Raw genomic sequence first — 13,075 nt, forward strand, 5'->3', positions numbered from 1 at the left:
ACGCACATCGGTTTTATGTATATCAACATCACAGGAGGTGATGTCATGGCTGGTTATTCAGCGGAAAGTCTGCTGGCATGGATGAAAAATACCACGCGTCTCAGAGGCTGGGACGCGATCATTGCTCTGGATGGCGACAAGGTCAACGAGCTTCTCGAGCGTGTTTACCAACAGGGCCTGGCTCAGGGGCTGTCACATCCGGTGCCGGACGGAAGTATCACGATTCCCGATACGTATGATTCCCATTTTTTCTCGGGCTGTGTTCTCGGGGCGCCAGCCTTGTCGTTCAAGCACAGTGCTCTGGAGCATTCCCTGCTGGCCTGGCGCATTCCGGTTATCGCCGGTTTGCACACCTTGGTAGATAGCGCCCAAGGACAGCACCATGTTAAAAGAATCGCTGCCTACGATCCGCTGAACGCGCCGGGCCTGGACTTCGACCTGGAACTGAATAGTCAAAGCGCGGATCTGGTGGTGGATCTTGGTCTGGCTGAAAACCTATCGCTGGATTTTCCGGGTGGCTCTATTGAACGAGAGAAGATCGGCGACTTTTTTCTGGCTTGGCTCAGCAACCCGGAAAATCATGAGCAGCAGTTCAGGCTGGGTCTTTTCAACGAGCAAAGCAGCGAATTGCTCAAAGTACGCAGAATCGATGTGCGGTCACAGCTTGAAAGCCCCGATGCTGCATCGATCCATAAAAAAGGTGCCTTGTTGCTCTTCACGACCATGGAATACGGTGTGACGGGCGGGATTCCGGGTGACGATTCCGACTTTCGTTACCTGATTCCCAACGATGCTCAGCAGTCGTACTCTGCGACCGCCGTGTTTTCCTCCCACGCACTGCATCGTGCTGCGTTTGGCCATGCGGTGATACAGATGCTGCAAGCGCCTGACTTCAGTTTCAGCGTTCCGGACGATAAACCGCTGCAGCGGATGGTCGCTCAGGCCGGCACGTTTGCAGTTCCGGCTGGAGAATATCGGAGCGCGGAATTCGTCTTTGAATCGGAACCGTTCAGCGTTCAGGCCTTCAACGCTCAGCATCCCCTGACCATTGACTTCGAGTACGGCCAGACCACGCAGACCTGGGAATTTCCCTGCACGCTGGGCTTTCGCTACAGAGCGCTGGACAGCGATCAATGGCAATCGCGCAACGCTACCTTCAACATCAGCCTTAGGCATGAGTTTCATCTGACCGAAGGTGGGTCGGATGATCAGGCAGTGGAAGGGCATCTTTATACACCTTACTTGTTCGACCATGAAGTCAGCGCCGTTCCAGGAACACTGAACAACCTGAGTTCCGGGGAGCTGGAGCAGGTCAACGGTTTCGTGGCCTACACCGTCAAACACGCGTTGCTGCAAGGGTTGAGCAAAACCCTGGATGCAACTGGCGCCGAGCGTTTTCTGGGCGGCTTGTTATTGCCTGACGAGCAAGTGTTGCAACCTGTACTCAATCGCCTGCCTTATGACCAGGCCGTGTTCGGTCGCATCGATCCCGGTGCGTCGACGTTCAGTATCGTCGGGCACCAGGCATTGATCGCTACGGGAGAAGCGCTGCAATTGACCACCCAGCCTGCGCGGTCGGGCATCGTCTGGACCCTGGAAGATCCATCGGATGGCGGTACTGAAGGTTTGGGAGAAATCGATAAGCAGGGTCGGTATACGGCGCCCGCAGCGTTGCCCGTAAAGCAGGGTTTTCAGCGTGTACTGATCAAGGCGATGGACCCGGTGTCGAGGCATGACAGTACCGCTGTGGTGACGGTGCTCACCAGCAGCGTCAGCGTAAGCCCGTTGATTCAGGTGTGTAATCACGGTCAGCGGGTAGCGCTTACAGCACGCAGTTCGCGTGCAAGTGCCCTGAAATGGACGGTGGTCGATCCGGTAGCCGGAGAAAGCGGGACGCTTGAGGAGAATGTCGGTGCGCCGCATGAGCAGGTTTACGTCGCCGGTGCGGGTGGGGAAGGGAACACCTATGTCCTGGACACAATAACGGTCAGCGACGATCAGCACACCCAGTCAATTCAGGTACTGGTCGTTCGCCACCCTCCGATGCTGTCCATCACGCTTGTCAGCGTCAATGATCAGCGTGCCGAGCTGAAAGTCATCGTCAATGGCCGCGACCTTCCAGTCACCTGGAGTATTAAAGGGCCGGGCTCCATAGACGGCGCGGGTGTGTACAGCAGCGATTCCGAAGCACCCGAACGCTTCGTTGTGGTGTTTGCAGAACTTCCGGACATCCTTGGCGTGTTGGCCGGGCACCTGATTCTGCCGCTGCCATTGAGTGGCCCCTCCGGTGTGTTGCAGGCATTGACCGGGCCAGCGGGGAGCACGGCAGGCGATGCAATGCCCCTTTCACTGAGCGGTATTGTGCAGCGCGCGGGTGCAGGTACCTTGACCCAGGGCTGGGGAGCTGTCGCGGCGGTCAGTCGCAGTGAACTCAACCGGCATATCGAGCAACAGTACATCGAGCGCTATCAGGAGCTGGCCTTCTTGCCGTTGTTCACCGGCGACATCGTGGTGGATGAGCGACAAGGCGACACTGTTCGTCTGAAACAGGTCGAGCTGGGCGTGCCGGTCCTGTCGTTTCTGCCTGACTCGCCGGGCTACAGCAGTGTCCTCGTCACGATGAACATCGTGTCTGGCCGTTACAGCGGTTTGCATCAGCCGCAGGGCAGCGCAACCACCGTGTCCGGCAGCTTCATCATCAGCGAGCCCATGGGCTTCAGGCTGGCGATGACTGTCGACCTCTTCGTGGATGAGGAGGGGCATGTGCTACTCGATCTGGCTGGCGGGGCTGGCGTTGCCTGTAGTCTGGGGGGCGTCGATGATGCGATCAACCAGCGACTGGCGGATTTCTTTGCTGAGGAGTTCAAGGAAGTTGCTCTGCATCGCCGGGTTTTCTCAGTGCTGCAGGCACAGCTCAATCGCTATCATGTTCAGACTCCAGGCAGCTTGCGACTTGTTACCCGCGCCGCGCCGCGTTCAAGCGATACGCGCATGGACACGACCGGTGATGGCGCGCTTGTGCTGTTCATGCACGCGCAGGATAGCGACGCCGAAGGCGTGTTTCCTCCGACAGATGATTTCGTTTACCCGATACCTGATGATCGTGGGGCAGACGGTCAGTCAACCTACGGCACGGTGCTGATGCTCTCGCAGGAGACTCAGTCGATGATCAAGCGTGAAGGCCTGCAGGTGGCGGACAGCCTGAAGTTCACCGGTGGATGCGTATTCGAACCACTTGAGCAGCACCGCCCGGATGACCTGCTGTTGTTTGGCGGCCTTCGGTCGACACAGGCCAGTATCACACCCCTGTTCTCGACCCTGACGGCCGGGCAGACCCAGCGTTTTGTCCTGTACAACCCGCAAGGCGAAGAAATACCGGCCACCAGATGGAGTGCATTAAGCATTCAAAGCCACCTGGCTGCCGGAAGCGGCAGCATCTCTTCCAGCGGCGTCTACACGGCGGCGGGTATTGAGGCGATCGGCCATGACGCGCTGCGCGTGGTAATCACAGCCACGTATGAAGAGTCAGGCGCTGTCGTCAAGGTCTCGGCGCTGGTGGGTGTGGTATCACGCAGCATGGAGTTGGCGCCACGTGTAACGGTAGTGCCAGGGGGGGCTGCGCTGCAAACGGTCTCGCTGGCGGCTTCGACGCTTGACGGCAGCCCGGTGAGCTGGGCGTTGCTGGGCTCCGAGCTTGGCTGGTTGAGTGAGGCCGGCAAGGGCGCGCTTTTCAGTCCGGATGCCAGGTCCGGGAAAAGAGCGCTGGCCGTGCAACAGATAGAAGCGTCGGGCAATGACCTTGGCATCGCAACGGTGCTTGTCGCCAACGGGCAGCAAATGCTGCGTGTCGAGCCGGCTTTCGTACCCAGAGCACTGCCAAAGGCAGCGGTGCAGCTACAGGATGACCGCGCACTGCTGCCCGGGCTTGAGCGACGCTGGAAGGTGGTGGGTGGGCCAGGCACTGTCGATCAGCAGGGGCTTTTCATGCCTCCCGATCAGACGCTTGTCGCCAGTAGCGTAGTTAGCTGTGAAGTGGTGAACAACGGGGTGGTTCTGGCGTGCGGCTATAGCGTCATCGAATTATCCGAAGTCATTGATGAAGGTAGCTGGACCGAAATGTCGATGTTTACCATCACGGTCCCAGGCTCGTCATCGCCTGACCATACTACAGGCAATCTGTACCCCAACGGTTATCAGCAACTCAGGCTGCAGATCAAGACCCAAGTGATGCCGAACAACGAAATCGAGTACGAGCTGAGCCCTACCGAAAGGGCCTCCATGCGTCTGGTAGACGATGAAGCCAGTCAAAATATCGAGTCAGTATTCCCCCATCTCGACGGCATTCTGGAGGGTGATGTCCAGGCGTGGCGCGTGCGCAACCAACATAACCGCTTCGAGCTGTCCGGGGCCGGCGTCTTCGCTGCTGAATCGGGCCTGAATGCGCCACGGCCAGTCGCGCAGGACTTCTACCTTCACAGTCGGGCGGAGTCGGGCTTCGTCGGCGTCTTCTACGCGACCTTTCAGGCTGACGCCACCGGCTTTTGGTGGACCTCTGTGCAGTATCAAGATGTGAACAGCACGGTTGAAATCACCCCGCGACGCTTGCCCACGTTCGATACTCGCAATTACACCTTCATTCCGCGGCGTGCTCAGGGGGAGGGCGGAGATCCTCCGGCTGATCCGCCGGTGGGTGGGCCTCCGGACTTTGGTGAGGATGTGCATTTCGATTACCAGTTCGAAACCACTGATTACTGGACGCTGGCTGCCATTAGCCCTGATACCCAGCAATGGGTGAATTTCGAAACGCTGAAGTTTCTGCCCTCCAAGCCTGACAGTGATGTGATCAATACTTCGATCATTCTCTGGGAAAGCGAGCTGGAAGCAGAAGTCATGTTCAGCTGGACGGGGGTTATCTTTGACGACCCGGCGGTTATCGGTGATGTAAGCAAAGTGCACTTCGACGAAGCGCTTCAGGACGTGATGGGAGATATTAAGTCGTTGGACATTGACGTCAAGATGTCCGTATTCGAGGCCGGCAAACTGGTCATCAGCCTGCACCGCCTCCGGGGCCTTCAATACATCCCGGAAGGTGACCCCGCACGCGACAAATTGATGGGGGACCTGGTAGTTCTGTTGATCGATAAGCAAGGCAATGCCCATAAACGGCGAATCGGTTTTCTGGCCGACGGCGTCGGTAGGCGCAACCGTCTCATGCATACCTACTATTCGGGAACGCTGCCCGAATGAGGCATTGATGCAACACACTGACAGGGAGTCATTATCATGAATGCGTTAAGTAAAACCTTGGCCTGCATGGCGCTTACGGGTTTGACAGGCTGTACGCTCGTCCCGTCCCACAGCCCCGTGCCAAAGCCCCAGGCACAGGCGATTCGACTGATCATGCTTGCAGAAAACGCCGATGGCGGAGGCAAGAACTGCACCTTTACCGCCCAGGACGACACGGTTTATCTCAACAAGGGCGATCATTCGTGCACGAACGATCAGATGAGTTTCATCAAACTGGATAACGTGCGCTCAGCCATGAGGATATACCTGGAATCCAGAGATTGTGATGATTCGGGAGGCTGGGTATTTGGACTCGAGACGTATATCGACCCCTTGACAACAAAATGGATATCCCTCGACCAGCTCAGAAGCAAGCCGGTCGGCACCATCGTCAGTCGCGGCGTTGTTGTGATCAAGGCGTATGACGGTGATGAAAACATAAAAGGCAAGTTGTCCTGCGTCCGTGTCGATGTCTCGAATTAGCCTTTAGTACAACTGGACTTGTCAGGCCTGCTTAACCGTCGCCTCCCTGGGTGACGGTTATCTCAATACATAAACTTCGAGGTTCATGGAACATGACAGCATCGACTTCCGTACACTCCAACGCGTTCAACTTTCTCAGTTATGTACAGAGCGGCGTTGACCCCCGTACCGGGCAATATACAGTGGCGATCACCTTGCCCGACGTCAAGACCAACGGATTGCGTGGCCCGGGCATGCCGCTGGCACTCAACTATAACCCTCTCAACCGCCTGGACAGCGGTTTCGGGCTTGGCTGGAACCTGCAATTGTCGCAGTACGATCCGGGTAACCAGATCGTATCGCTGAGCAGCGGCGAGACATTCAAGGTCGATAGTACCGGCAACGGTCAGATGCTGATGTCGGAAAAGAAAATCGACAGCTTCCACTTGTACAAGGAGGACGATAACCACTACCGGGTGGTGCACAAGTCCGGTCTGGTTGAGCAGCTTGAAATGCGCGGCAGCGGCACCAACAGAGTCGCGCTGCCTGTGCGCGTATTTGCCCCTGAAGGCCACAGTGTCACGCTGGATTACGCTTCTTTCAGCGGGCATCAAATGCTCAGCGAAATCAAGGATGACTCGGGTCAGGTCCTGCTCGGCATCAGCCGCGACGCAACGTCGGTGAAGCTGCGCATGACCACTGGCGATGGCCCGGATGCGACCTTCGTGATGGTGCTGGCCGGATCGAATCACCATGTCAACCGTATCGAATTGCCGACCGACAATGCTGCTTCCTGGCGTTTTGCATACAGCACGATCCGTGAGCATTTATGCATCACGTCGGTGGAAACACCCGTTGGCGGTCGGGAAGAGGTCTTTTATACCGACAGCGGCCATCAGTTTCCTGCGAGGGCGGCACGTCCCGCTCTGCCCAGAGTCACGCGCCATCGCACGACGCCCGGCCTGGGTCAGGCGCAAATGGACGTTTATTACACTTACCAGGACAGCGCCGGGCGCGAGCGCAACTTTCTGGGCGCAGGGCTGGATATCGCCTGGGAAGACAATGGTCTGGACAATCTGTATCGATACCTCGGGGCGCAGCCGTACGAGTATTCGTCGACCGAGACATTGCGTGTCCAGGTCGCGGGCAAGGCTGATGCCGAGCGCAGCATCGAACGGACCTTCAACCAGTTTCACCTGCTCACTCGAGAAACCACGCGCAAGAACCTTACCGTCATGCAGGTGGACACTCGGTACTACATCGAGCCAGGACAACCCTTTTTGACTCAGCCAGCCTACTGCCAGTTACCCAGAGAGGTGCAGACCACCTGGCGGCTGTCGTCAGACGGCAGTGTGCCGCGCAGCGAGACTGTCAGCAGCACGTATGACAAGCACGGTAATCTTCTCACTCAGACTCAGGCCAACGGTTTGGTCGAGGTCAGTGAGTGGTATCCGGCCGCCGGTGAGGACGGATGCCCGCCAGACCCCGAAGGCTTCGTTCGCTGGATGAAAAGCAGCAAGGTCATCCCGGCCGTGTCCAGCTACGGCAAGGCACCGGTCCTTGTCACCCGCTATCGCTACCTGGCGTTGCCTGCGGTGGATGGCGGCCAGCTACAGGAATGGCTTGCACCGCAAAGCGAGACCTTATTGATGCAGGCCCCTGAGGGTGAGCAGGAACAGCAACGCACGACCTATCAATACTTCGATGAGCCGAACAACGCAGCCCTGCACGGTCGACTCAAACTGCAGCAAGTGATCATGGGCGGGAAGTTGACCAGCACAGCGTATGCCTACAGCATCTTCAAGCGCTCCTTCGAGCCCCCGGTCCAGGGCTTGCCTGATGGCTTCGCTGAGCGCTTCGCCAAGGGTTCCCCTGAGAGCAACCATTACGCCGCGACGGTGCTGCAAACCGTACAGACCGTGACCGGCTTCGATGGTGCGGAGAAGGTCATTACGCTGGAGGATTCTCTGCTCAACGGCGAACCCTTGCTCAATCGCGACGACAACAATGTGGAAATTCGCTACGTCTACGACAGCCTGCGGCGTGTACTGAGTGAAACCGTGGCGCCAAATGATGAAACCTACAGGGCGACCAGAAGTTACGAGTATCAGCTATGTGCCAGGGCGACTGATCAGGCCATGCAGACGCTCATCGACGTCAAGAGGGTAAAAACCTGCAGTCATTTCGATGGCCTCAACCGAGTCGTCTATGAGGAACGGGATGACGCAGATAACCCTGCGCGGGCCGATAAGCCTCGCCAGACCTACGCGGCTGTTTACGATGCGTGGGGGCTCATGGTCAGTGAGACCGAGTTCGACTGGCTGGGCCAGCAGGATCTTGCGCTCAAAAGCGTCTTCGAATACGACGATTGGGGCGAACAGCGCTGCGTCACCGGCCCGGATAACGTCAAGACGTTCGAAGAGACCGACCCCATTGGTACGGCGCAATCGCAGGGCCCGATTCAGCGTAGCTGGATCGAAGGCAACGGTGGCGGTAAAAGCGAGTTCACCGAGACCTGGATGAACCTGTTCGAACAGCCGACCCGCAGCGAGCGAAAGGATCAGGCTGAAAACTCGGTCAGCCTGAGCCAGTACCATTACGACGGCCTTGGCCGCCGTGTCGAGGAAATTGTCGGGGAGGCAAACGGCGGGCGGCGCACCACCTCTGTTTACGACGTCTTCGATCGGGTGATCGAGTCCACATTGCCAAGCAGGGCCATCGTGCGTCGCAGCTATGCAAGCTACAGCAGCGAGGATTTGCCCGTCAGTATCGGCATCGAGCACAACGGCAAAAGCATTGTGCTGGGAGAGCAGGAGTTCGATGGGCTGGATCGTCTGGTCAGTTCTGTCACCGGGGGGCGTAAACGTACGCTTGTTTACGACACCGGTCTGCTGCAACCCAAAACGGTAACCCTGCCCAGCAAGCGGAAAATCGACTATGAATACAAGCCCCAGGTGGGCGATGAGCCGTGGCGCAGGGTGCAGTCCGAAGCTGTGCCTGAACCTGAAACCACCCGCGAAGTCGATCCGCTGAAAGAGTCGGGGCCGGTCCGGATTGCGGAGCCGGGTATGGCTGCCGATTACACTTACGATGAGCAGAATGCTCGTCTGATTCATTCCTCGGAGCAGGGCGAGATACTGGATCGCACGTATTACAGTACAGGCTCGCTGAAAAGCGAGAAGCGTACCTCGGCAGGCAAAACCTACGACATGTTCTACAGCTACAGCCGACAGGGTCTGCTGCTGTCTTACACCGACGTACTGGGACAGGAGCAGGTCAATCGCTATGACAAATTCGGTCGTCTTTACGAAACCTCGCTGGGTGAGGTCTATTCGACGTTCGACTACGACACTGTCTTTGGTCGCCTCGCAAAAATCACCACCACCGACAAAACCGACAGCAGCCGCGAAAGAACCGTCGCGATCAGCCTTGAATATGATGACCTGGGTCGGGAAGTAAAGCGTACGTTTGACCTCGACGATGTCGAGCAACAGATGGTTCAGGTCTATGACGATGTGGATGACATGGTCCAGCGTACCCTGAGCCAGGGCACGGAAATACTCCGTGACGAAACCTACCGCTACGATACGTCCGGTCGCCTGATTCAATACCAATGCACGGGAACTCAACGGCCGGTGGACCCCTATGGCAGGACCCTGCTCGCGCAGAATTTCATTTTCGATGGCGCGAACAACCTGACGGTTGTCACGACCCGCTTCGATGGCGGTACCAACAATGCCCGGTATTTTTACGAAGGTGACGATCCCGTGCAGTTGAGCCGGGTAACGAACAGCAATGATCAATATTACCCGGCTGAAATCAAACTCCGCTATGACCTGGACGGCAATCTGGACATAGACGAAGCCGGGCGCACGCTCAAATACGATCCCCTCGGCCGCCTGATCGAAGTAGGCACGCCGTCAGCCGGCATTCACTACCAGTATGACCCCCAGGACCAACTGACCGGGGAGACCCGTGGCGGCGACAGGGACCTGCGCTTCTATCGCGACGGAGAGCTGGCCAATCAGCTCGGCAACCATGTCCAGAGTACCTTCACGCGTGGCGACGACTACCTGCTGGCCGAACAGCAGAGTGATCACACGCTGCTGCTTGCCACCGACGGCAGCGATAGCGTGCTGGGCGAGCTAGGTGCCGACGGCGTCAACCGGAGGTGGTATACGGCCTACGGCCACGCCAGCGGTAAAGCCCCCGCACTTGGCAAACTGGGGTTCAACGGCGAACTGGCCGAAGCGGATACCGGCTGGCAAATGCTGGGCAATGGTTATCGGGCCTACAGCCCGGTGTTGATGCGCTTCAACAGTCCCGATAGCTGGAGTCCGTTTGGCGAGGGTGGGGTGAATGGGTATGCGTATGTTGAGGGCGATCCGGTGAACAGGGTGGATCCGTCGGGGCATAGTCCTTGGGGGGCGTTGATCAGGCTTCTTAAGGCGCCTCTCAGTTCGACGGCCAAGAATATCCCCAAAAGCTTCCTCAAGACCAGATACGGTGAGCCAGCCCGTTTAAGTAGAGTGACGGTTAAGGATGTCGTAAATATTGACAAGCATGTGGCGAGAAATGCGGCAGAATCGAATGTCGCGTTCAAGGAACTGAACAATGTTCGGACGAAACTTGATGGTGCAGTTTTCAAAGGGCGTGATACTTCAAGTCCCGTCAAAAAATACAAAACAGCACAAGCAAACTATGAACCGTTTCAGGACCTGAACGAGGCTTCAACGTTTGCCAAAACTAATGTCGGGCAACGAGCGATCACTCCATATGCAAGAGAGGTGTTCAAGCGCTCGGCGAAAGAGTTTGATATTAATCAGGCTGTCACTGCTCAAAACCAAAGGATAGCGCTGGGTAATGCTTTGGCGAGGAGAGATGGAATAAGAGTTCCCAAAGCGGAGCGCAGTTACCTGGGTGATGGGAATTCTTGATGGCACGCGTTTTCCCAGAATAACCGGGTAACAACAGATTTGTCGTTGCTCGGTTTAACTCAGAAGCTTGAAGTACGTTTGTATATCACTCCACCAAAATAACCCCCTGCCTGATCGCCATCACCAGCGCCGCCTTCAATGAAGTCACGCCGAACTTGCGGCGGATATTGCTGGTATGAAAGTGTACGGTCGCTTCCGAGCACCCTTGTATCCGGGATATCTCCCAGGCGGATTTGCCGATCGCCACCCATTCCAGGACTTGTCGTTCCTTGACAGTCAACTGGACAGTGGCGGGTGTGGTTTGGGAGGGCGGTGTGGTGCCGGGTGGTTTTCCGTTGTCGCGAAGCATGGTGAAGTCCTTTCCCTGAAGATCGCCGCACCACGATACCCCCGCACCCCCTAACGCGAACCTGACATAAATGACAGCGCCGCAGGACCGTGAAGGCCTTGCGCCGTCAAGGCTGTAGCGCTTTTTTACAGCTTCTTTACGCCCTGGCCAGCCTGTCGATCTCGCGCCTTTACACCCTGCCTGCGGACAATCTCCCCACGCGGCCTGTGCCGTATCGGTGTTGCCTGATGGGGGAAATTTCAATGAGCGTTATGGATGGTATCTCGCTGCTGATGGGAGTCGGGCTGTTCATCTATCTGCTGGTGGCGCTGTTGCGCGCCGACCAGAGTCAGGAGTGATCATGCACAGTTACGATTATCTGTTGATTCTGGCCTTTCTGGTCCTGCTGCTGGCCCCAGCGCCGTGGCTGGGACGTTTCTATTATCGGGTCATGGAAGGCGAGCGCACCTGGCTGAGCCCGGTGCTGAGGCCGATCGAGCGGGCCTGCTACCGGATTTCCGGCGTCGACCCGAAAACCGAACAGTCCTGGAAGCAATACGCCTGGGCGTTGATGGCGTTCAACCTGGCGGGCTTTGTCGTGCTGTTCGCCATCCTCATGCTGCAAGGCATGCTGCCGCTCAACCCGCAGAAATTGCCGGGCATGGAGTGGTCGCTGGCTTTCAACACGGCGATGAGCTTTGTCACCAACACCAACTGGCAGGCCTACAGCGGCGAAGCGTCGCTCAGCTACCTGAGCCAGATGGTCGGCCTGACCGTGCAGAATTTCGTCAGCGCCGCCACCGGTCTCGCTGTGCTGGTTGCGCTATGCCGCGGTATCAGTCGTCGTTCTTCGCAGAGCCTGGGAAACTTCTGGGCCGACATGACCCGCGCCACCCTCTACGGCCTGTTGCCGATCAGTATCGTGCTGGCCGTGTTTCTGGTCTGGCAGGGCGTGCCGCAGAACTTCGGCCATTACATTGATGCGCTGACCCTGCAAGGTGCGGATCAAAGCCTGCCGATGGGCCCTGCGGCCAGCCAGATATCGATCAAGCAACTGGGCACCAACGGTGGTGGCTTCTTCGGCGTCAACTCGGCGCATCCGTTCGAGAACCCGACGGCCTGGAGCAACCTGTTCGAACTGGTATCGATCCTGCTGATCCCGGCTGCACTAGTGTTCACCTTCGGCCACTACGTCAAGGACATGCGCCAGAGCCGCGCGATTCTCGGCTGCATGCTGGCGCTGCTGTTGATCGGCGCCGCGGTGTCGCTGTGGGCCGAGTACCAGCCCAACCCGGCGCTGAACATCGCCGGTGTCGAGCAGACCGCACCGCTGGAAGGCAAGGAAACCCGCTTCGGCACCACCGGCACCGTGCTCTGGTCCGTGGCCACTACGGCAGCGTCCAACGGTTCGGTCAACGGTATGCACGACAGTCTCAACCCTCTGACCGGCATGGTCGCGCTGGTCAACATGATGGTCGGTGAAGTGATTTTCGGCGGCGTGGGTGTGGGCCTCAACGGCATGCTGCTGAACGTACTGATCGCTGTGTTCCTGGCGGGTCTGATGATTGGCCGTACCCCGGAATACCTGGGCAAGAAGCTGCAAGCGCAGGAAGTGCGGCTGCTGGTCGCCACCTTGCTGGTGATGCCGGTCGGCGTGCTGGTGCTGGGCGCGATTGCCGCAAGCCTGCCGGGCCCGGCCGGTGCCATCAGCAACCCCGGCGCACACGGTTTCAGTCAGTTGCTGTACGCCTACACCTCGGCCACGGCCAACAACGGCTCGGCGTTCGGAGGTTTCAGTGCCAACACCGTGTTCCACAACCTGATGCTTAGCCTGGCGATTTTCATCGGCCGCTTCGGCTACATCCTGCCGGTGTTGGCCCTGGCCGGTAGCCTGGCTATGAAGAAGGCCGCGCCGCAGGGACAGAACAGCTTCCCGACCCACGGCTTGCTGTTCGTCACCCTGCTGACCGTCACGATTCTGCTGGTGGGTGGCTTGACCTTCCTGCCGACCCTGGCACTGGGGCCGATTGCCGAACACATGAGCCTGGGTTTTTGAGGAACC

General features: G+C 57.9%; 6 protein-coding genes. 5 read left to right on the top strand and 1 reads right to left on the bottom strand.

Annotation, left to right across the window (positions count from 1 at the left end; translation table 11 throughout):
- The first annotated feature begins 45 nt into the window (after positions 1-45).
- The 3 genes from RGM3321_RS27245 (at position 46) to RGM3321_RS27255 (ending at position 10,685) form a co-directional block, all read left to right on the top strand.
- Complete coding sequence (locus tag RGM3321_RS27245; protein WP_244395622.1) at positions 46-5,247, top strand: imidazole glycerol phosphate synthase; 5,202 nt, start codon at positions 46-48, stop codon at positions 5,245-5,247.
- A gap of 36 nt (positions 5,248-5,283) precedes the next feature.
- Positions 5,284-5,769 carry a hypothetical protein gene (locus RGM3321_RS27250; RefSeq protein ID WP_244395623.1) on the top strand — a complete coding sequence of 162 codons (486 nt, stop codon included), beginning with the start codon at positions 5,284-5,286 and terminating at the stop codon, positions 5,767-5,769.
- A gap of 92 nt (positions 5,770-5,861) precedes the next feature.
- Positions 5,862-10,685, top strand: coding sequence for an RHS repeat-associated core domain-containing protein (locus RGM3321_RS27255; RefSeq protein WP_244395624.1), 4,824 nt, complete (start codon positions 5,862-5,864; stop codon positions 10,683-10,685).
- Between the two features lie 85 nt (positions 10,686-10,770).
- Here RGM3321_RS27255 and RGM3321_RS27260 read toward each other — a convergent pair whose 3' ends face one another.
- The gene (locus RGM3321_RS27260) at positions 10,771-11,034 is read right to left on the bottom strand and encodes a helix-turn-helix domain-containing protein (RefSeq protein ID WP_244395625.1); all 264 of its coding nucleotides are present in this window, start codon (positions 11,032-11,034) and stop codon (positions 10,771-10,773) included.
- A 242-nt stretch (positions 11,035-11,276) separates the two neighbouring features.
- Here RGM3321_RS27260 and kdpF point away from each other — a divergent pair, with 242 nt between their 5' ends.
- Both kdpF and kdpA read left to right on the top strand, forming a co-directional pair.
- Positions 11,277-11,372, top strand: a complete 96-nt coding sequence (kdpF, locus tag RGM3321_RS27265; RefSeq protein ID WP_003406089.1) for a K(+)-transporting ATPase subunit F — start codon at positions 11,277-11,279, stop codon at positions 11,370-11,372.
- 2 nt (positions 11,373-11,374) lie between these two features.
- A complete protein-coding gene (gene kdpA / locus RGM3321_RS27270) occupies positions 11,375-13,069 on the top strand; it encodes a potassium-transporting ATPase subunit KdpA (protein ID WP_244395626.1) in 1,695 nt (564 codons plus the stop codon).
- Positions 13,070-13,075 lie beyond the last annotated feature (6 nt).

Source organism: Pseudomonas sp. RGM 3321 (assembly GCF_022836805.1).
Classification (GTDB): Bacteria; Pseudomonadota; Gammaproteobacteria; order Pseudomonadales; family Pseudomonadaceae; genus Aquipseudomonas.

Coding starts and splice junctions, on each gene's coding strand:
- RGM3321_RS27260 (WP_244395625.1), bottom strand. CDS start 11,034: ATGCTTCGCGACAACGGAAAACCACCCGGCACCACACCGCCCTCCCAA.
- RGM3321_RS27245 (WP_244395622.1), top strand. CDS start 46: ATGGCTGGTTATTCAGCGGAAAGTCTGCTGGCATGGATGAAAAATACC.
- kdpF (WP_003406089.1), top strand. CDS start 11,277: ATGAGCGTTATGGATGGTATCTCGCTGCTGATGGGAGTCGGGCTGTTC.
- RGM3321_RS27255 (WP_244395624.1), top strand. CDS start 5,862: ATGACAGCATCGACTTCCGTACACTCCAACGCGTTCAACTTTCTCAGT.
- RGM3321_RS27250 (WP_244395623.1), top strand. CDS start 5,284: ATGAATGCGTTAAGTAAAACCTTGGCCTGCATGGCGCTTACGGGTTTG.
- kdpA (WP_244395626.1), top strand. CDS start 11,375: ATGCACAGTTACGATTATCTGTTGATTCTGGCCTTTCTGGTCCTGCTG.